This is a genomic window from Mycobacterium colombiense (assembly GCF_001953985.1).
In the GTDB taxonomy this organism is placed as follows: domain Bacteria; phylum Actinomycetota; class Actinomycetes; order Mycobacteriales; family Mycobacteriaceae; genus Mycobacterium; species Mycobacterium colombiense_B.
The window spans coordinates 137,003-157,536 of record NZ_MBEI01000017.1; the positions used below are offsets into that span (position 1 = coordinate 137,003).

Below are 20,534 nucleotides of genomic sequence, written 5' to 3' on the forward strand. Positions count from 1 at the left end.
TCACCCCGCACCGGCTCGTCGTACTCGGCCCCGATGGGTCGCCCCCATGCGCCGCGTCGGCCGGCTGGCGATCTGGGACCGTCCGGAGCGGGCCAGCGGAATCCCGGCACTCGACGGACTGCGCGCGATCGCGGTTTCGCTGGTGCTCATCGGGCACGGCGGCATCCCCGGCGTCAGCGGCGGATTCATTGGCGTAGACGTCTTTTTCGTCCTCAGCGGATTCCTGATCACCTCGCTGCTGCTGGACGAGCTGGGACGCACCGGCCGCATCGAGCTGACCGGCTTCTGGATCCGGCGCGCCCGGCGACTCCTGCCCGCGCTGGTCCTGATGGTGCTCACGGTGGCCGCGGCCCGCCAGCTGCTGCCCGACCGGTCGCTGACCGGGCTGCGCGACGACGCCATCGCGGCCTTCATATGGATGGCGAACTGGCGGTTCGTCGCCCAGAAGACCGACTACTTCACCCAGGGCGCGCCGCCCTCACCGCTACAACACACCTGGTCACTCGGGGTGGAGGAGCAGTACTACTTCGTCTGGCCGGTGCTGCTCATCACGGTCACCCTGCTGCTCGCCGCCCGCGCCAAGCGACGCTCCACCCGGGCGACCGTCGGCGGTGTGCGGTTCGCCACCTTCCTGATCGCCACCGTGGGCGCGCTGGCGTCTGCTGCGCTCGCCATCGTCATGACGTCGGATGGCACCCGCGACCGGATCTACTTCGGCACCGACACCCGCGCGCAGGCGTTGCTGGTCGGCGCCGCGTCGGCCGCCCTCCTGGTTCGGGACTGGCCGTCGATGAACCGCGGCTGGTGCATGATCCGCACCCGATGGGGGCGCCGGGTCGCCCGCGTTCTGCCGCTGATCGGGTTGGCGGGGCTGGCGGCGGCGACGCACTACGCCACCGGCGCCAGCGGCGAATTCCGGCACGGCCTGCTGATCGGGGTCGCGATCGCGGCGGTGATCGTGATCGCACCCGTCGCGCTGGAGCAGCGCGGTCTCGTCGCCCGCGCGCTGGCGTTGCGCCCGCTGGTGTGGCTGGGAACCATTTCTTACGGCGTCTACCTGTGGCATTGGCCAATCTTCTTGGCGCTCAACGGCGAACGCACGGGGTGGTCCGGGCTGCCGTTGTTCGCCGCGCGGTGCGGCGCCACGCTGGTGTTGGCCGCGGCGTCGTATTGGCTGCTTGAACAGCCCATTCGGCGCTGGCGGCCGTCGCGGGTGCCGCTGCTGCCGCTGGCGGCCGCGACCGTGGCCAGTGCGGCCGCGGTGACGCTGCTGGTGGTGCCGGTGGGTACCGGGCCCGCTCTGCGCGAGGTCGGCCTACCGCCCGGGGTCTCGGCGGTCGCGGCGGTCTCGCCGTCACCGCCCGGCGGCAGCCGGCCCCGAGATGCCAACCGGCCGTTCACCGTTTCGGTGTTCGGTGATTCGATCGGGTGGACCTGGATGCACTACCTGCCCCCGACGCCCGGCTTCACGTTCCTCGACCACACCGTCATCGGATGCAGCCTGGTGCGTGGCACGCCGTACCGCTACATCGGTCAGACTCTCGAGCAGCGATCCGAATGCGACGGCTGGCCGATTCGTTGGTCGAAGCAAGTCAGCCAGGATCAGCCGGACGTCGCGCTGCTGGTCATCGGCCGCTGGGAAACGGTGGACCGGGTCAACGAGGGCCAGTGGACCCACATCGGCGACCCCACGTTCGACGCCTACCTCAACGGTGAGCTCGAACGGGCGTTGACCATCGTGGGCGCCACCGGTGTCCACGTCGTGGTCGCGACGGTGCCCTACAGCCGGGGCGGTGAAAAGCCGGACGGCCGACTGTATCCGGAGGACCAGCCCGACCGGGTGAACCTGTGGAACACCATGTTGCGCAAGACCGTCAGCCACCACCCGAACGTCGCGATCCTCGACCTGAACAAGAAACTGTGCCCCGACGGGGTCTACACCGCCAAGGTCGACGGCATCAAGGTACGCAGCGACGGCGTCCACCTCACCCCCGAAGGGGTGAAGTGGCTGACGCCGTGGCTCGAGGAATCGCTGAGGTAGTTCTAACCGCTTGTGCGGCAGCTGATCTCCATGCTGTCGCTGTCGCGAACCTGGAAGTTGAAGCTCACGTAGCCGTTCTCGGGGTTGCGCACCCGGTCCAGATAGGGCGCCATGTCGGCCGAGCTGGCGTTGTCGGCGATGACCAGCACGCCGGGTGACAGGCGCGGTTCCAGCAGCTCGAGCACGGGTAGGTACAGGTCCTTCCAGCCGTCGAGCAAGACGAAATCGACCGGCCCCGGCTCGTCCGCCAGCGTGGACAGCGCGTCGCCTTCGAGGATGGTGATGACGTCGTCGAGGCCGGTCTCGGCGAACGTCTTCTTGGCGGCGGCGATCTTGGTCTCGCTGAGTTCGGTGGTCACCACCCGGCCGGTGCCGTTGTCGCGCACCGCGGCGGCCAGGTGCACGGCGGAAATGCCGAAAGACATCCCGAATTCGACGATGGTCGCCGGGCGGGTGGCGCGCACCAGTGAATACAGCAGCCGGCCGGCTTCCGGTGTCACCGGGATGTAGAACTCGCTCATCGCCTCGGCCCGCTCCTGTGCGGTCATCGGGCGATCGAACGTGCCGCGCCGCTCGCGCAACAGCGACATCTGGTTTTTCGACTCGGCGTACATGCGGTCGAGCGTCGAAGCGACCCGGGCATCCTGCAACGTTGTGGTCATGGCACCGAGCCTAGGCGCGCAGCCTGGGCGGGCGCTGGGAGAGCGGTGCAGGGCGTCAGGGATCCGTTAAGCGTTTGACGAGCGTTTGACGAGCCCGCGACCGCGGTGTCACTATGGACCCCGCAAGCACCTCGGTAGGTGAGGCGTCTGCATGGATACAGGCCACTGACCCCGAACGTCGAGAGACGCCCCGGGTCAGGACAGCTCTTCCCGGACCCAAGGGTTGAGCCCAAGTGGCTTCTGGAATATTCCGGATACGCCGTGCAGTGCCGAAGCTCCGACGAGAGGGGTGCGACCCGCGGCATGTGTCGTGGGTCATTCCTGCCTCTTTCGTTCAGGTGAATGTGGTGACACCCGCGTGTGTCTTGGCCGTGAGGAGGTGAGGGCGAGATGAGTCCCGGCGATAGTCCCTATCCGAAATCCGTCTTGTCCCGATCCGGTTCCGGCATTTCTTTCACCGCCTGACCTCTCCTGGTCCTGCGCGGCTGACACGCCGTGCCGTCGCCGATCGGGCCTCCGTCAGGAGAAGAAGCTCATGGCTTTTGTTATCACCCACCGTTTTTCCATCGCTTCCCGGATGCGTGGACGCTCGATGCTGCGTGCAGGCCGGTTGTTGGCCAACAGGTTTCACCTGCAAGCCCGCCTGACCCCGCAGGAGCGGGCCAACCTGTACGTCTCGAGGATGCCGATCGCGATGGTCACCGCGTCGCTGGGTGGCCACGCCTCGGGTTCGGACAGCAACCACCGCTGAACCACTGCCTCGGCGACGGGCGTCACAGCGCCGTCCGTCGCCGTAGGCGCGTTGAGTGCCGCAACCACGACCGCCTCACCGCGAGGTGAGAGCTGTTCGAGATAGCGAGGATTCGATGACTTCGATCGACACCGGCGGCGGCCGCCGCGACTCGGGGTTCGCCGCTGCCGCATCGGAAGACGCACGCCGCGAGACGCAAAGCCCGACGGTGCTGGATTCCGCGCACGTCGGCGACATCGTCGGCGCGTTCGGGCGCATCCGGCACGACGGGGACGGCGGCTACGGGGCGTTCAGCGGGCCTTGGCGCCGCCTGCGCACCCTGGCCGTCATCACCGGTCCGGGGCTGATCGTCATGGTGGGCGACAACGACGCCGGCGGCGTCGCGACCTACGCGCAGGCCGGCCAGAACTACGGCATGGGCCTGTTGTGGACGCTGGCACTGCTGATTCCGGTGCTGTACGTGAACCAGGAGATGGTGCTGCGGCTCGGTGCGGTGGCCCGGGTTGGGCACGCCCGCTTGATATTCGAGCGGTTCGGCAAGTTCTGGGGCGCCTTCAGCGTCGGTGATCTGTTGATCCTGAACGCGTTGACGATCGTGACCGAATTCATCGGCGTCTCACTGGCTCTCGGTTTCCTGGGTTGCCCGAGGATCGTCGCTGTCCCGGCCGCCGCCGTGCTGCTGTTCGCGGTGGTGGCCGGCGGGTCGTTTCGCCGCTGGGAGCGGCTGATGTTCCTGTTGATCGCGGTGAACGTGCTGATCTTCCCGATGCTGTGGCTGGTGCATCCGACCCTTAAGGCGACGGCGGTGGGCCTGATCCCGCAGTTCCCGGGCGGGCTCAACTCGACGGTGCTGCTGCTGGTGGTCGCGATCGTGGGCACCACGGTCGCGCCGTGGCAGCTGTTCTTCCAGCAGTCCAACGTGGTGGACAAGCGCATCACCGCCCGCTGGATCCCCTACGGCCGAGCGGATTTGGCCATCGGAATCGTCGTGGTCATGGTCGGTGCGACGGCGTTGATGGCCGTGGCGGCGTTCGGCTTGACCGGCACCGCCGATGCGGGTCACTTCACCGACGCGGGCGCGGTCGCCTCGGGATTGTCGAAGCATCCGGGCGGCCCGCTTGGGGTGCTGTTCGCGATCATCCTGCTGGACGCGTCGCTGATCGGCGCCAACGCCGTAGGCCTGGCGACCACCTATGCGGTCGGTGATGCCATGGGCAAGCGGCACTCGTTGCATTGGAAGATTAGCGAGGCCCCGCTGTTCTACGGCGGCTACGCGATATTGCTCGCGGTTTCGGCGGCGGTCTCCTTCAGCCCCGACCACATCCTGGGCCTGGTGACGCAGGGCGTCCAGGCGCTCGCCGGTGTCCTGCTTCCCTCGGCCACCGTCTTTCTGGTGCTGCTGTGCAACGACCGGGCGGTGCTGGGCCCGTGGGTGAACACGGTGCGGCAGAACATCATTGCGTGGACCATCGTGTGGTGTCTGGTGCTGCTGTCGCTGACGTTGACGGCCGCGACCTTCTTTCCGAACCTGTCCACCGCCGCGCTCGAGGATGGCCTCGCCGGCGGAGCGGTGCTGGGCATCCTCGGCGGCGCGGCAATGATCATCGCCGGCCGGCGGCACCGCAACCTGACCGACGCCGAAGCCATCGTGCGCACACTCGGCGGCGGCTTGGACCCGGAGGAGGTCGACGAACTCGACGAGGCCTCGTCGCTGACGCGTGCTGAGCGGCGAGCCGTGCGTCGCCAGGACCGGGCCGCCTGGCAGACCCCGAACATCGCGCTGCTCGATCGGCCGACGATGTCACCGATGCGCCGGGCGGGGCTGTTCACGCTGCGGGGCTACCTGGTGGTGGCCGTCGCGTTCGTCATCATCAAAATCGTGCAGGCCGGTGTGGTCGGGCCGGCCGCCTCACTGTGAGTTAGTGGGCAGCAGAACGATTTTCCCGTGGGTGTGCCGCTGTTCCAGCTCGGCATATGCGTCGGCCACCCGGTCCAGCGGGTAGGTCGCGGCGATGTCGAATTCGATGGCGCCGGAGACGATCAGGTTGGCCATCTCGGCGAGCACCCCGGGCGTCGAGGCCTCCATGCTGCCCTCGGTCTTGGCGCCCACTTCCCCCGCCTTCTGGAACGAGATGATGGTGTCGATCCGCTCGGGTGCCACGCCGAGATCGACGGCGAGCTGGACGTAGTCCGGGCCGAACAGGTCGATGAATGCGTCGATACCATCCGGCGCCGCCTCGCGCAGCCGCTCGGCCAGCCCGTCACCATAGGCGATCGGAATGACGCCATGCGCGCGCAGCCAGTCGGCGTTGCCGGGCCCGGCGATGCCGAGCACCCGCGCCTCGCGCAGCACCAGGAGCTGCACGACCATGGTGCCCACCCCGCCCGCGGCGGCCGACACCGCGATCGTCTCACCCGGTTGGGGTGCGACCGCGCGGACGGCCGCATAGGCGGTCACCCCGACCACATACAGCGAACCCGCTGCCTCCCAACTGAGTTGGGCCGGTTTGCGGATCAACTGGTTCACCGGGACCGCGGTGTGGGTGGCGTGGCTGGACCGGCGCATGCTGAATCCCAGGACTTCGTCGCCGACGGAGAACTCGGTGACCCCGGGTCCCACGGCGGTGACGACGCCGGCCAGGTCGCTGCCCTGTCCGGAAGGGAAGGTGGCCGGGAACATCTCGTGCATCGCCCCGACCCGGATGCCGGCCTCACCGGGGTTTATCCCCGCGGCTCGAACCTCGACGACGACCTCGCCGGGCCCGGGGGAGGGCATCTTGATGTCGGCGACGTACAGCACCTCACGTCCCCCGTAACGGTCGAACCGCACTGCGCGCGCCGCTGCAGCCGTCATGCCGATCTCCTTTCGCGCGAGGATGCTCTTACCCACGCCAGCATAGGCACCCGAAGTGCTACCCATAGGCCGCCGAGTGGGCATATGTTCGTAGCAAAGCCTGGTTCACACCAGCATTTCGCCGGCGGCGTCGGGAGCCGCGGTGAAAGCCGGATACCGATGACACGTGGAAGGAACATGCGTGGAAGTTGATCGGATCGGCATCGCCGGATGGGCCGCTGCCGTCGTAGTGGTCGGCGCCGCGAGCACCGGGTGCGGCAGCGACGACAAGGCCTCGGCCCCGCCGGCGTCGAGTACCACCGCTTCGACCAGTTCGAGCGCGGTCACCGGCCCGCCCTCGGGCCAACCCTCGGATTACGGCTTCTTGTTGATCAAGCCCAACGACGTGGGAGGCGGTCTCACCGCGCCGCAGTCGCCCATGCTCAACCCCAACAACGCGCCGGGTGTCGCCCAGCTGTTCGCCAACGCCGACAGCAGCCGCCGGCTGTGGGACACCATCACGGTCGCCGCGGATCCGGCGGCGGCCGCCACCGAATTGGCTTCCACCCAAGGCGGTTACAACGGCAAGGTGAACGGGAGTTGGCAGCCGCTCGCCGTCGGCGCCCACGGGGTGACGATCTCGGGCACCTCGCCGGACAACTCCCAGGCGATGACGGTCTTGGTCTTCACCGAAGGCAAGGCGCTGGTCACCCTGGAATTCGACAGCGCGCCGACCGATCCGATCGATCCGGCCGTCGCCCTCGACATCGCCCGCAAGCAGGATGCCGCGGTCAAGGCCGGGCTGCACGGCTAGCGGTTACACCAGGCCCAGCAAGTGCAGATCGGCGACGTACTTGTCGATCAACGCCGCCGACAGATGCGGAATGTCTTCATCTGCACCGATTTTCGCCGACCGGACGGCGCTGCGGAACACGTCGGTGGGGGCCGGGGCTCCGCGCAGCGGCGTCTCCGGTTTGCGGTAGGCGTCCAGCAACGGCAGCACCGAATGCTGGCGCTGCGTGTCGGGCAACGCGCGAAGCGCGGTCGTGAACCGGCCCAGCCACTCGTCGTAGTCGTCGATGCGCCGGATGTCGTGCCCGGCGGCGACCAACCAGTCGACGAACACATCCAGCGAGATGCCGTCGTCGTGCGGGTTCATCACGTCGAAGGACCGGTAGGCGCCGGCACCCTCCGCGGCCGAGGCGATCTGTTCGCCGAGCGTGGTCACCGCTTCGGCCACGAAGTCGGCGGGCAGCCCGTCGTAGTGGGCGACCGGCCGGTTTCCCTGCGGATCGGTCTGGTAGAAGGAGGCCGGTGCGATTCCGGTGGTCAGCAAGCTGAATACCAAGCGGGTGAACGCATCTGGAACGTTGAGCTGCCCGGCATACCGGCTGTGCGCCAGGATCATGTCGGACCGGAAGACCGCGACCGGCAAGCCGCACAGGTCGTGCGCCTCGCGCAGCAACACCTCGCCGGCCCACTTGCTGTTCGCGTACCCGTTCGCATAGCTGTCATCGACCGGTCGCAGCGCGCTGACGGTGCGGATATCGCCATCCTCGGCGAACGCGGCCGGATCGACCGACAGGGCCACCGCGACGGTCGACATGTATGTGACGGGCTTGACCCGTATCGTGATCGCCAGGCGAATCAGTTCGGCGGTGCCCACCACGTTGGGGCCGAACAGTTGGTCGTAGGGCAACACGTGGTTGACGAGCGCGGCCGGATGCACGATCAGATCCACACTTCGTGCTAGGCGCTCCCAGGTGCCTTGCTCCAGGCCAAGATTCGGCTCACCGATGTCGCCGACGATGACCTCGAGGTGCTCCGCGGCCAGCCTGTGGAATCGCTCCAGCAGCTGCGGATCGCCGCTGTCGAAGACGGCCTCCAGGCGTTTGGTGGCCGCCGCGGTATCCGCGGCGCGGATGACGGAGATGAGTTTTCCGCCAGTCTCGGCGAGCCGTTCGAGCCACTCCAGGATGAGGAAGCGGCCGAGGTAGCCGTTTGCGCCGGTGAGCAGGACGGTGTGCGGCGTGCCTGTTGCGCGCGGCAGCGCCGGCGCCTCGGCCAGGGTGGTCGCGTCGATGAACTTGTCCAAGGTGAGGTCCGCGGCGCGGACCTGCGTCGCGCCGCGCCCATGCACGGTTGCGAAGGTCGGCCGCCGCGACCCCGATTCGCGTTCGGACTCAACGTATTCCGCGAGCTGTCCCAGGTCGGTCGCCGGGCCGGTGATCATTCCGACGGGCACCTCGACGTCGAAGATGTCACGCAGCAGGTTGGAAAACGTCAACGCCGACAAGGAGTCGCCGCCGAGCTCGATGAACAGCGCGTCGGGGGCCGGTGGTCCGCCGGCCAGGCCGAGCAGCGCCTCGGCGGCACGGCTGAGGGTGAAGATCACCGGATGGTCGGCCGCGCCTTCGCGCAACGCACGCAATTCGGTCACCCGGTTTTCGGCCAGCTCCGTGTACAGCTGTTCGAGCCGGGCGCCGTAGTGCTCTTTGAGCTTGGGCCGCAGCAGCTTTCCCACCCCGGAGAGCAGGCCGTTGTCCTCGCTGAACGGCTCCGTCTCGACCACGAAGTCGACGGGTACCTCGTAGGATTGCAGCTCGGCGAGTTTGGCCGACTGGCGCAGGGATTCGCCCAGGGCGGCCTTCAGGCCGTCGGCGTCGCCGGCGAACCTCTCCGCGGCGTCGTCGGTCGGGACCACAACGGCCAGCAGATAGGGCCGTTCGCTGTTGCCGTAGACGAAGATCTGACGCACCAGGGCCGCGCTGGAGAACACCGCCTCCAGGCGCGCCACGGCCACGAACTCGCCCTGCGCCAACTTCAGCACGTTGTTACGGCGGTCGACGTAGGCGAGCCGGCCCGGCTCCAGCTCGGCCATCACGTCACCGGTGCGGTAGTAGCCCTCGGGATCGAAGGCCTTGGCCGTGACATCGGGCCGTTTGAAGTACCCCGGCATGGCGGTCAGCGACTTCACCAGCAATTCGCCTCGCGGATAAGGCTTGTCGGTGAGGAAATAGCCCAACTCGGGAACATCGATGAGCTTGTAGCCCAGCACCGGCGGTTGGTTGATCCGGCCATCCTTGGTCACCATGCCGACCTCGGTCAGGCCGTAGCCGTCGAGAACATGGACGCCCAAACAGGTTTCGATGAAGCTGCGCATCTCGGCCGCCAGCGGCGCCGTGCCGCAGAAGGCGGTCACGATGCGTCCACCCAGGACCTGCTCGCGCAGCTCGGTCTGCGCTTGCGCCTGTGCCGCGGCGGTGTCGGCGCCCGCAGTTTCGAATCGATCGACCGCGCTCTGGTAGCGCTGGTACAGCATCTCCGCCACCCGTGGCACCAACCCCATTTCGGTGGGGCGCACCAGGTTCCAGTCGTCGAACAGGGTGGACAGGTCGCTCTCCGGGACGAAGTAACTGGTGCCGCCCGCCTGGAACGCCGTCGACAGCGGTATCCGGCCGCCCAGGTGATTGAGGGGCATGAAATTCACGTTGATCACCGGGGTGTCGGTGAAGTCGGGCATCAGCTCGTTGGTCCACAGCCGGCACAGCATCCGCTCGGTGTACATGGCGCCCTTGGGCAACCCGGTGCTGCCCGACGTGTACATGATCATGGCCAGCCGCTCGTCGGTGTCGCCGGTGAACATCGGCTCGGGCGGCAGGGTCCGCCCGCGTTCGATCACATCGTCGAGGGTCTCGATGGTGACGGCGGCGCCGGCGGCCGCTAGCTTCGCCTGCGCTCGTTCGACGGCCTCGCGTTGTTCATCGATTTCGGGCCGGTAGTCGAAGACCACGACCCGCCGCAACGACGAGCTACCCAGTGCCACTTCGACGGCGAGGTCGAGATAACCGACACCGGCGGCCAATGTGGAGGGCTCCACCTCCTCGACGATCGGCCTCAGCCGCGAGGCCGTCGTGTTGTGCTGCAACGGCACCGCCACCAGCCCGAGGTAGGCACAGACCAGATCGATCGTGAGGTACTCGGCGCTTGCGAAACCGACGGTGGCGACGACATCGCCGGGCGCAACAGGATTGGCGGCGTCGTGTCGCCATGCGCCCGCGATGGCGCGGACGTTCGCCCACAGTTCGCGGTAGGTCAGGGTGTCGAACCGGGGCAGCAGTTGCGCGCTGGTTCGGCCGGTGGCCTGGTCGGTGGTCAACGATCGGGCACGCCAGCCCAGTGCGGGGCGATCGGCGTAGCCCTCAGCGAAGATTTCCAGGATCTGCGGCAGCCGAAGGCCGGGTTCGCGTGCCGCGAGTTGCAGGGCGGAATCGGGCTTGGTGGTGCGGAACTCTTCGTCGTGGGCATCCAGGTCGTGGATGCGGTCGGCTACCTGTTGGCGCGCCGCGCTGATCGGGCCTGTGGAGCTAACTTTCGCGCGCTTCGCGTCATCGGTCATGGCCCGCCTCTCGTTCACGATCGTCCGTCTACCTGAACGAACCCCCGCGGGTCACGCTTCCGTTCAATGGTTGTGACGGTCGTCACAGCGCGACGGAGGCGCGGGTGAGTTCAGGGCACGCCGGGGATGCGTGGTTGGCGCTCAGGCCACGACCTGAATGGGATCGCCCACGTTCACCTCGTTGAAGTACCAGGCGGCGTTGTCGGGGCTGAGGTTGATGCAGCCATGGCTGACGTTGGCGTTGCCCTGGGAATCAACAGACCACGGGGCGGAGTGCACGTAGACGCCGCTCCAGGTGACGCGGACGGCGTACGAGGCGGTGATCTTGTATCCCTCGGGAGAGCTGAGCGGGATGCCGATGGTTCGCGAGTCCATCACCACGGTGCGCTGCTTTTCCAGCGCGGTGAAGCTACCCATCGGGGTCGGCCGGCTCGGCTTGCCCATCGACGCCGGCATGGTGCGCAGCACCTCATCGTTCCTGCTGACGGTGAAGGTGTGCTTGGAGATGCTGGCGACGCCGACCAGCGCATCGCCGGTGTCGAAGCCCGTCGACAGGGCCTGCACGCCGACCGACACATGGGTGTGGGCCGGCCAGTATTGGTTGGGCACCCACTGCACGACAGTGTTCTGGATCCACTCGAAGTGTCCGGGGGTGCCGCTGGGCGACGTGACGCGGATCGAGCGTTCGGCGGCGGCCCGATCGGCCACCGGAGCGGTGAATGTCACCACCACCGGGTGGGCCACTCCCACCACCGCGCCGTCCGCAGGCAAAATCGAGGCCACCGCGGGGCTGGGTTGCGGTAGCGGCACGGCGGCGGTGCTCCGGCCGACCGGGGCCACCAGGCCCATAGCCGTGATCGCGACCATAACAAATAGATAACGAACACCGCGACGCATAGCGTCCACCCTTCGAGATGGTGCGATCAACACATCGACATTCTACTGGTTACCCACTTACCACCGGCTTCAGCAAACAATGACAGGTTGGCCCGGGCACCGTGGTAACGATTCGATCACCGATTGAGTTCAACGCCGTCGGGTGCAGCGAAATCGGTAGAACCGCGCGTGATCGCCACCCCAAGGTCGTCGCTCGAACTCGGGCCGCGACTGCTGTGAAAGGGACGCCAATGCTTGGGTTTTCGCGGCCGTGGCCATTCGGCCAGCCCGCTTGGCCGAATTCATAGGGATAGCCGCAAAAGTCGTGGCCCAAACGTTCGGCTTGGCCCGCCCGCCGGCGACGGGTTAGCCTCAGCGGGATCGGTGCCCCAAGGCCGAGCCCGAACCCGAGGAGTGCGGGTGCTCTTCCGTCAGCTGGAGTATTTCGTTGCGGTCGCTTCCGAGCGACACTTCGCCCGGGCGGCCGAGAAATGCTTTGTCTCCCAGCCGGCGCTGTCGGCCGCGATCGCCAAGCTGGAGCGAGAACTGAACGTCACGCTGATCAACCGCGGGCACAGCTTCGAGGGCCTCACGCCCGAAGGTGAGCGGTTGGTGGTGTGGGCCAGGCGGATTCTGGCCGAGCACGACGCGTTCAAGTCCGAAGTGGACGCCGTGCGTTCGGGCATCACCGGAACCCTGCGGCTGGGCACCGTTCCCACCGCGTCCACGACCGCGTCACTGGTGCTCTCGGCGTTCTGTTCGGCGCACCCACTGGTGAAGGTGCACATCCTGTCCCGGCTGGCAGCCACCGAACTGTACCGCCGCCTGCGCGAGTTCGAGATCGATGCCGCCATCGTGCATGCGGCGCCCGACGAGGCCCATGACGTGAACCTGGTTCCGCTGTACCAGGAGCGCTACGTGTTGTTGGCGCCCGCGGACATGGTGGGATCCGGTGCGGCGACGATGACCTGGGCGGAGGCCGCGCAGCTCCCGCTGGCGTTGCTCACCCCCGACATGCGTGATCGCCAGATCATCGACAAAGCGTTCGCCGACCATTCGATCACCGTCAGTCCGCAGGTCGAAACCGATTCCGTCGCATCATTATTCGCGCAGGCATCGGCGGGCAACTGGGCGTCCATCGTGCCGCACACGTGGCTGTGGACGTCACCACTGGGTCCGGACATCCGGGCGGTGGAGATGGTCGATCCGGTGCTCAAAGCCGACGTCGCCCTGGCCACCAACTCGAGCGGGCCCGGATCGCCGATCGCCCGCGCGCTGGCCGCGTCCGCCGGGCAGCTTTCGCTGAACGAGTTTTTCGACGCGCAGCTGTTGGGCCTTACCCGCCGGCGCTGACCGCGGCGGGCGGCCGGGTGGTCGCGCTGGCCGGGTTCAGATTGGACAGGTGCCCGCTTTCCACGCCCGCCGCCGGGTCGAGTTCGCAGTTGATGAGCGACGGCGCCCCGGAGGCGATCGCCTCCCTCAGCGCCGCGCGCAGTTCCGCGGGGGTGGTGGCGTGATATCCCTTGCCGCCGAACGCCTCCGCGATCAGCTCGTGGCGCGCCCGGGCGCTCAGCACGGTCGGGGCCGGATCGGATCCCGTTGCCGCCGCGCCGGCTGTCGCCTCGTCGCCGCGGTAGACGCCGCCGTTGTTGAGGATGACGACGGTCACCGGCAGCCGGTAGCGGCAGATTGTCTCGATCTCCATGCCGCTGAAGCCGAATGCGCTGTCACCCTCGATCGCGACCACCGGCTTGCCGGTCTCGACGGCGGCGCCGATGGCATAGCCCATGCCGATGCCCATCACGCCCCAGGTTCCGGTGTCCAGCCGGTGCCGCGGCAGCTCCATGTCGATGACATTGCGTGCCAGATCGAGCGCGTTGGCTCCTTCGTTGACGACGTACACGTCGCGGTTGTCCTGCAGCACAGCGTGAATCGCGCCGAGCGCGTTGTAGAACCGCATTGGGTGCGGGTCCTCGGCCAGACGCTCGCTCATCTTGGCCTCGTTTCGCGCGGTGCGCTCGGCCAGTTCGCCGACCCAGTCGGCCGGCGCGGTGATCGGGCGCGCGGCCACACCGTCACACAGCGCGGACATCACCGAGCCGATGTCGCCGGCCAGCGGCGCATCGATCTGCTGGTTGCTGTCGAACTCGGACGCCGAGATGTCCACCTGCATGAATTTGGCGCCCGGGTTCCATTGCGGTGACTCCCCATGGCCCAGAAGCCAATTCAGCCGGGCACCGACCAGCAGGACCGCGTCGGCGCGCGAGATCGCCAGCGAGCGGGCGGCCGCGGCGGACTGCGGATGCGAATCCGGCAGCAGGCCCTTGGCCATCGACATCGGCAGGAACGGAATCCCGGTGGCCTCGACGAACGTCCGAACCTCGTTGTCGGCCTGGGCATACGCCGCACCCTTGCCGAGCACGATCAGCGGCCGCTGCGCTTGGGAAAGCAGGTCCAGCGCGCGGTCGATCGCGTCCGGTGCCGGCAGCTGCCGGGGTGCGGGATCGATCACCCGCCAGACCGTGCCCGCCGCTGCGGCGGCGTCCATCGTGTGGCCCAGGATCTCACCCGGGATGTCCAGGTAGACGCCGCCGGGCCGGCCGGAGACCGCGGTGCGAATGGCGCGCGCGACGCCGCGCCCGATGTCCTCGATTCGGCCGATCCGGAAGGCCGCCTTGGCGAACGGCTTTGCGGCACTGAGCTGATCGATGTCCTGGTAATCGCCGCGCTGCAGGTCGACCAGCGCCCGATTGCTGGAGCCGGAAATCTGGATCATCGGGAAGCAATTCGTCGTGGCGTTCGCCAGTGCGGGCAGGGCGTTGAGGAAGCCGGGCCCGGATGTGGTGAGGCAGACGCCGGGACGGCGGGTGAGGAATCCCGCGGCGGCCGCGGCGTTGCCGGCCGAGGCCTCCTGCCGAAAACCGATGTAGCGGATTCCCGACGCCTGCGCGACACGGGCGAGGTCGGTGATCGGGATGCCGACGATGCCGTAGATCGTCTCGACGTCGTTGGCCTTCAGCGCGTCCACCACGAGGTGAATGCCGTCGATCGGGCCCGTCGGGTTCGGAGATGCCGAAGCGGTGGACATGTGGCGACTCCTCGGATGCTGTGCGGTACTGCCTTGGCCATCACTGTGACCCCAGCGCACCCGACGTGTCCAAGACGAGGGCACTATCCAACGATTTACTCGGTCTATCGTGGCAGGTCAGGACGATGCTACTCCGCTTCAATAGCCGCTGCTTATCAATCGTGAGCGAATCCATATTGGACGCGCAGGAAGACCGCCCGGCAGGGTGGCATCGGTAGCAGGAGTGGAAGGAGTGCGGCGATGACAACTGACGCGATCACCACCGGCGAGGGGTCGACGGAATCCGCGAGCCCCGGCATCGCCGATCTGGTCGAGGCGGCGGCGCGCCGGTCGCCGGAGGCACGGGCGCTGGTCGTCACCGCCGAGCGGATACCGGTCGACTACCGCGAGGTGATCCGGTTGGTCGACGATCTGGCCGCCCGGCTGAAGGACGGTGGCCTACTCCCGGGCGACCGGGTCGCGCTGCGTGCCGGCAGCAACGCCGAATTCGTCATCGGGCTACTGGCCGGGTCGCGTGCCGATCTCGTTGTGGTGCCGCTGGATCCGGCCCTGCCCGTCGCCGAGCAACGCGCCCGCAGCGCGGCGGTGGGCGCCCGGGCGGTGCTCGTCGACCAGGTCGCCGAGGCCGACAGCGACACACCGGATGGCTTGCCGCGGTGGCCGATCGCGGTGACCGTCGGGTCTGACGGCACCGCGGCGGTGTGCCTGGATGTCACCGCGGCGCCCGCGCGTGATGTTTCCGCGCCGGAGGGGCTGCGCGCCGACGACGCCATGATCATGTTCACCGGCGGCACCACCGGCGTGCCCAAGATGGTGCCCTGGACGCGCTACAACGTCGCCCGCTCGGTGGCGGCCATCATCGCCGGCTACGGGCTGGGGCCGCGGGACGCGACGGTGGCGGTGATGCCGCTCTATCACGGGCACGGTCTGCTCGCCGCGCTGCTGGGCACCCTCGTGTCTGGGGGAGCGGTGTTGCTGCCCGCGCGCGGAAAGTTCTCCGCGCACACGTTCTGGGACGACATCGAGGCCGTCGGGGCCACCTGGTACACCGCCGTCCCGACGATCCATCAGATCTTGCTGGAGCGCGCCCGGACCGAGCAGCCGGGCGCGACGCACGCCCTGCGGTTCATCCGCAGTTGCAGCGCGCCGCTGACCGCCGAGACGGCGCAGGCGCTGCACGACACGTTCTCGGCACCGGTGGTGTGCGCGTTCGGGATGACCGAGTCGACCCACCAGGTGGCGACGACGGCCATCGGCGGCGCCGGCAGCAGCGAAAACCCAGGTGCCATACCCGGTCTCGTCGGCCGGTCGACCGGACCTGAAATCCGGATCGTCGGGCCCGACGGCAAGACGCTGCCCGCGGAGAGCGTCGGCGAGGTGTGGCTGCACGGCCCGACCGTGGTGCGCGGCTACCTCGGCGACCCATCCATCACGGCCGCCAACTTCACCCAGGGCTGGCTGCACACCGGCGACCTGGGCACCCTGTCGTCGGCCGGCGACCTCGTCATCCGTGGCCGCATCAAGGAACTCATCAACCGGGGTGGGGAGAAGATCTCGCCGGAGCGCGTCGAGGGCGTCCTGGCCACCCACCCCGACGTGCTCGAGGTGGGCGTGTTCGGCATGCCGGACAAGCTGTACGGCGAGACCGTGGCCGCGGTCATCGTCGCCCGCGGATCGGCCGCGCCGACGGCCGACGAACTGACGGCGTTCTGCCGTGACCGGCTGGCGCCCTTCGAGGTTCCGGCCGAGTTCCAGCAGGCCGACGAGTTGCCGCATACCGCGAAGGGCTCGCTGGACCGCCGTGCGGTCGCCGAGCGATTCGGCCGCAAGGCCTGAACGAGCGCGGTGCTAGACGGTGGCGTTCAGCCGGGCGGCCGCGGATTCCGGCATGGGTTCGTAACGGGCGAACGAGCGGGTGAACGAGGCGGCGCCGTGCGCCAGGGACCGCAGGTCGATCGCGTAGCGGGTCAGCTCCACCTGCGGCACCTCGGCCTTGACCACGGTGCGCTCGTTGCCGGCGGTGTCGGAGCCGAGCACCCGGCCGCGCCGGCTGGACAGGTCACCCATCACCGCACCGACGAAATCGTCGGGCACCAGCACCGAGATCTCGTCGATGGGCTCGAGCAGCGCCACCTTGGTCGCCGCGGCGGCCTCGCGCAGCGCCAGCGAGCCCGCCATCTGGAACGCGAAGTCCGACGAGTCGACGCTGTGCGCCTTGCCGTCGAGCAGGGTGACACGGATGTCGACCACGGGATAGCCCGCGTGTACGCCCTTCTCCATCTGCGCCCGCACACCCTTCTCCACGCTCGGAATGAACTGCCGCGGCACCGCTCCGCCGACCACCTTGTCGACGAATTCGAACCCGGAGCCTTCCGGCAGTGGCTCCACCTCGATGTCGCACACCGCGTACTGGCCGTGTCCGCCGGACTGCTTGACGTGGCGACCGTGGCCTTTTGCCTTGCCGCCGAACGTTTCCCGCAGCGGGACCCGCAGTTCCACGGTATCGACGGTGACCCCGTACCGGTTGGCCAGCGCGTCGAGCACGACGCCCGCATGCGACTCGCCCATGCACCACAGCACGACCTGGTGGGTTTCGGGGTTCTGCTCGATCCGCAGCGTCGGATCCTCGGCGGCCAACCGTCCCAATCCCACCGACAGCTTGTCTTCGTCGGTCTTGGCGTGCGCCGCGATCGCGACCGGCAGCAACGGTTCGGGCATGGTCCAGGGCTTCAACACCAACGGCTCCGACTTGTCCGAAAGCGTGTCACCGGTTTCGGCGCGGCTGAGTTTGCCGATCGCGCAGATGTCACCCGCCACCACGGCCGTCGCCGGGCGCTGCTGCTTGCCCAGCGGGAAGGACAGCACCCCGATGCGCTCGTCCTCGTCGTGGTCGGGATGCGCGTGGCCATCGCCGTTGGGCGTGCCGAAGAACGACGCGAAATGGCCCGACACATGAACCGTCGCGTCGGGCCTGATGGTGCCGGAGAACACCCGGACAAGGCTGACCCTGCCCACGTACGGGTCCGACGTCGTCTTCACCACCTCCGCGAGCAACGGCGCGTCCGCGGCACACTTCAGGCTGGCGTGCGGCGCACCGACCTGTGTGAAGACCTCGGGCAGTGGGTGTTCCATCGGTGACGGGAAGCCGCGCGTGGCGACCTCGAGCAATTCCAGGGTGCCGACGCCGCTGCTGCTGCAGACGGGGATCACCGGAAAGAACGATCCCCGGGCGACCGCGCGCTCGAGGTCCTGAATGAGCACGGATTCGTCGATCGCCTCGCCCCCGAGATAGCGCTCCATCAGCGACTCGTCCTCGGACTCCTCGATGATTCCCTCGATCAGGGCGCCCCGCGCCTCCTCGATCTGCTCGGCGTCGGAGGGATTCGGTGGCTGCGCGGTGCGATTGCCGTCGGTGTATTCGTAACGGGTCTGCGACAGCAATCCGATCAGGCCGTGGCAGGACGGCAGGTCGGTGGGCAGATAGAGCGGTAACACCTTGTCGCCGAACGCATTCTGCGCGGCGGCCAGCGCGTCGGAGTAATTCGCCCGGGTGTGGTCGAGCTTGGTGATCACCACGGCGCGGGGCATGCCGACCTGGTTGCATTCCTGCCACAGCGATTTGGTGGGCTCGTCGACGCCCTCGTTGGCCGCGATGACGAACAGCGCGCAATCCGCGGCGCGCAACCCGGCCCGCAACTCGCCGACGAAGTCGGCGTATCCGGGGGTGTCCACCAGGTTCACCTTCACGCCGTCGTGCGACAGAGACGCCACGGCGACGCCCACCGAGCGTTGCTGGCGGATCTCGGCATCGTCGTAGTCGCAGACCGTGGTGCCGTCGGCGACCGAGCCGCTGCGGGTCAGCACCCCGGCGGCGACCAACAGGGCTTCTACGAGTGTGGTTTTGCCACCACCCGACGGCCCCACCAGCACGACGTTGCGAATCTCGTCCGGACCGTCCGCGGTAGGAGCGCTCCCCGCTCCTTGGGAAGTATTTGTCCTGTCGGCCATGGCTTTCCTCCAGGTTGCCCAGGCGCGCCGTTGCTGACCTGGCTAGCACCTATCTAGCTACCATTCACCCAACTTCGGTCGACCACAAGACCGTCGGGCCAGATCAGGTAGCCGGGGCCGCGCCGCGGCGCTCGGGGCGCCGCTCAGTAATGCCAGCTGGACCAACGCTGCACCGCGACCTCGATCACCGGGCCGTCCAGCGAAACCGATTGGTATTGAGGGTATTTCGCGCGCAGCAGGCGCCGGCCGAGATCAACGGCGTCCCCGTCGGTGTGGACGGTCGCGAGACCGTCGGCGCGCACCCACCACAGCTGGGTCCAATCGTCGGCGTAGTGATCGACGAGCAGGCTCACCCGGGGGTTGTCCTCGATGTTCGCCAGACGGCGCAGCCGCCCCGTCGTTTTCGGTTTCGCGTCGACGGCCGTGTAGATCACGTCGTTGGCCGCGGCCGCGAAGACCACCGGCACCAGGTGCGGCAGGCCACCGGGCGCGACCGTCGCCAGCCGGGCTACCGAGGACCGGGTGAAGCTGGCCTTGGGGTCGAATTCGCCCACCGGGTCAGCTTAGGACGCGCGGCAAATATGTTAAGGGAAGCCGATGAGTCTCCTCAGACCTGGCACATGCCGTGCATAGCTACCTGCATTACGGTTATATACACACAAATGTGCCGCCAAGATCCTGAGGCCGGGACAGTTTGTTCTTAACCGCGAAGCAGGAGGGTGTCACCGGTGAGCAAATCGCAGTACCGCCCGGTCTTGTGGTCATGGTTGGTCAGCGTGCTGACCGTGGTTGCACTGGGCCTCGGCTTGGGGTCCGGGGTGGGCCTCGCGCCGGCGTCGGCGGCGCCGTCGAATTTCGCACTGGACCGGTTCACCGACCGTCCCCAGGCGCCGCTCGACCCGTCGGCGATGGTCGGTCAGGTCGGGCCGCAGGTGGTCAACATCGACACCAAATTCGGCTACAACAACGCGGTTGGCGCCGGAACCGGCATCGTGATCGATCCCAACGGCGTCGTCCTGACCAACAACCACGTGATCTCCGGTGCCACCGACATCAGTGCATTCGACGTCGGTAACGGACAGACCTACGCCGTTGACGTGGTCGGCTACGACCGCACGCAGGACATCGCGGTGCTGCAACTGCGCGGCGCGAGCGGCCTTCCCACCGCCACGATCGGCGGCGAGGCCACGGTGGGGGAGCCCATCGTCGCGCTCGGCAACGTCAACGGCCAGGGCGGCACGCCCAACGCGGTGACCGGCAAGGTCGTCGCGCTGAACCAGAGCGTCTCGGCGACGGACACGCTGACCGGCGCGCAGGAGAGCCTGGGCGGCCTGATCCAGGCGGACGCCCCGATCAAGCCGGGTGATTCCGGCGGCCCGATGGTGAACAACGCCGGCCAGGTGATCGGCGTGGACACCGCCGCCACCGACAGCTACAAGATGTCGGGCGGGCAGGGCTTCGCCATCCCGATCGGGCGCGCGATGGGAGTTGCCGGGCAGATCCGCTCGGGCGCCGGCTCCAACACGGTGCACATCGGTCCCACCGGCTTCCTCGGCCTGGGTGTGATGGACAACAACGGCACGGGCGCGCGCGTGCAACGGGTGGTCAACGCTGGTCCAGCCGGCGCCGCCGGGATCGCCCCCGGCGACCTCATCACCGGCGTCGACAACGTCGCGATCACCGGCGCGACGTCCATGACCGAGGTGCTCGTCCCGCATCACCCCGGGGACACCATCGCGGTGCACTACCGGTCCAACGACGGTGCCGAGCGCACCGCCAACATCACACTGGCGGAGGGACCGCCGGCCTGACATCCGCGCCGATGGGACGCGACCGGTGGCGAATTCGTTTGCTGCCGGGCGTGTTTCGTCGTAAA

The 20,534-nt window shown here is 68.1% G+C and carries 14 protein-coding genes and 1 riboswitch; of the genes, 7 read left to right on the plus strand and 7 right to left on the minus strand.

Annotated elements, in window-relative coordinates; genetic code table 11:
* Window positions 1–46: 46 nt before the first annotated feature.
* A complete protein-coding gene (locus A5732_RS03465; protein ID WP_076052909.1) occupies window positions 47–2,041 on the plus strand; it encodes an acyltransferase family protein in 1,995 nt (664 codons plus the stop codon).
* A gap of 2 nt (window positions 2,042–2,043) precedes the next feature.
* Here the strand turns inward: A5732_RS03465 and A5732_RS03470 are convergent, their stop codons facing one another.
* Window positions 2,044–2,703 (minus strand): O-methyltransferase, encoded by a 660-nt coding sequence (locus A5732_RS03470; RefSeq protein ID WP_076052911.1) that lies wholly within the window; start codon window positions 2,701–2,703, stop codon window positions 2,044–2,046.
* Window positions 2,704–2,826: 123 nt separating this feature from the next.
* A riboswitch (M-box (ykoK) riboswitch) is annotated at window positions 2,827–2,999 on the plus strand.
* A 239-nt stretch (window positions 3,000–3,238) separates the two neighbouring features.
* Between A5732_RS03470 and A5732_RS26865 the strand changes: the two genes are divergently transcribed.
* Together A5732_RS26865 and A5732_RS03475 are read left to right on the plus strand one after the other, a co-directional pair.
* On the plus strand, window positions 3,239–3,454 hold the full coding sequence (locus A5732_RS26865) for a hypothetical protein (RefSeq protein ID WP_139334653.1): 216 nt from the start codon (window positions 3,239–3,241) through the stop codon (window positions 3,452–3,454).
* Between the two features lie 115 nt (window positions 3,455–3,569).
* Entirely contained in the window at window positions 3,570–5,372 is a 1,803-nt protein-coding gene (locus A5732_RS03475; RefSeq protein WP_076100680.1) for an NRAMP family divalent metal transporter, read from the plus strand.
* Here the strand turns inward: A5732_RS03475 and A5732_RS03480 are convergent.
* Window positions 5,364–6,308, minus strand: coding sequence for an NADP-dependent oxidoreductase (locus A5732_RS03480; RefSeq protein ID WP_076100797.1), 945 nt, complete (start codon window positions 6,306–6,308; stop codon window positions 5,364–5,366). The genes A5732_RS03475 and A5732_RS03480 overlap by 9 nt on opposite strands.
* Before the next feature lie 181 nt (window positions 6,309–6,489).
* Between A5732_RS03480 and A5732_RS03485 the strand changes: the two genes are divergently transcribed.
* Complete coding sequence (locus A5732_RS03485; protein ID WP_076052914.1) at window positions 6,490–7,101, plus strand: hypothetical protein; 612 nt, start codon at window positions 6,490–6,492, stop codon at window positions 7,099–7,101.
* Window positions 7,102–7,104: 3 nt separating this feature from the next.
* On the opposite strand, the gene car is transcribed toward A5732_RS03485, so the two are convergent.
* The gene (gene car, locus A5732_RS03490; RefSeq protein ID WP_253188993.1) at window positions 7,105–10,686 is read right to left on the minus strand and encodes a carboxylic acid reductase; all 3,582 of its coding nucleotides are present in this window, start codon (window positions 10,684–10,686) and stop codon (window positions 7,105–7,107) included.
* A 141-nt stretch (window positions 10,687–10,827) separates the two neighbouring features.
* A complete protein-coding gene (locus A5732_RS03495) occupies window positions 10,828–11,583 on the minus strand; it encodes a L,D-transpeptidase (RefSeq protein ID WP_076100683.1) in 756 nt (251 codons plus the stop codon).
* Between the two features lie 399 nt (window positions 11,584–11,982).
* Between A5732_RS03495 and A5732_RS03500 the strand changes: the two genes are divergently transcribed.
* Window positions 11,983–12,915 carry a LysR family transcriptional regulator gene (locus A5732_RS03500; protein WP_076100803.1) on the plus strand — a complete coding sequence of 311 codons (933 nt, stop codon included), beginning with the start codon at window positions 11,983–11,985 and terminating at the stop codon, window positions 12,913–12,915.
* Here A5732_RS03500 and oxc read toward each other — a convergent pair.
* Complete coding sequence (gene oxc / locus A5732_RS03505; RefSeq protein ID WP_076100685.1) at window positions 12,899–14,650, minus strand: oxalyl-CoA decarboxylase; 1,752 nt, start codon at window positions 14,648–14,650, stop codon at window positions 12,899–12,901. The genes A5732_RS03500 and oxc overlap by 17 nt on opposite strands.
* A gap of 240 nt (window positions 14,651–14,890) precedes the next feature.
* Here oxc and A5732_RS03510 point away from each other — a divergent pair, with 240 nt between their 5' ends.
* Entirely contained in the window at window positions 14,891–16,486 is a 1,596-nt protein-coding gene (locus A5732_RS03510) for a FadD7 family fatty acid--CoA ligase (RefSeq protein ID WP_076052917.1), read from the plus strand.
* A 12-nt stretch (window positions 16,487–16,498) separates the two neighbouring features.
* On the opposite strand, the gene A5732_RS03515 is transcribed toward A5732_RS03510, so the two are convergent.
* Entirely contained in the window at window positions 16,499–18,658 is a 2,160-nt protein-coding gene (locus A5732_RS03515; protein WP_076052919.1) for an elongation factor G-like protein EF-G2, read from the minus strand.
* A gap of 143 nt (window positions 18,659–18,801) precedes the next feature.
* Window positions 18,802–19,212 (minus strand): TIGR03668 family PPOX class F420-dependent oxidoreductase, encoded by a 411-nt coding sequence (locus tag A5732_RS03520; protein WP_076052921.1) that lies wholly within the window; start codon window positions 19,210–19,212, stop codon window positions 18,802–18,804.
* Window positions 19,213–19,386: 174 nt separating this feature from the next.
* Between A5732_RS03520 and A5732_RS03525 the strand changes: the two genes are divergently transcribed.
* Window positions 19,387–20,469: a S1C family serine protease gene (locus A5732_RS03525; protein ID WP_076052923.1), complete on the plus strand. Its 1,083-nt coding sequence runs from the start codon at window positions 19,387–19,389 to the stop codon at window positions 20,467–20,469.
* Window positions 20,470–20,534: the final 65 nt, after the last annotated feature.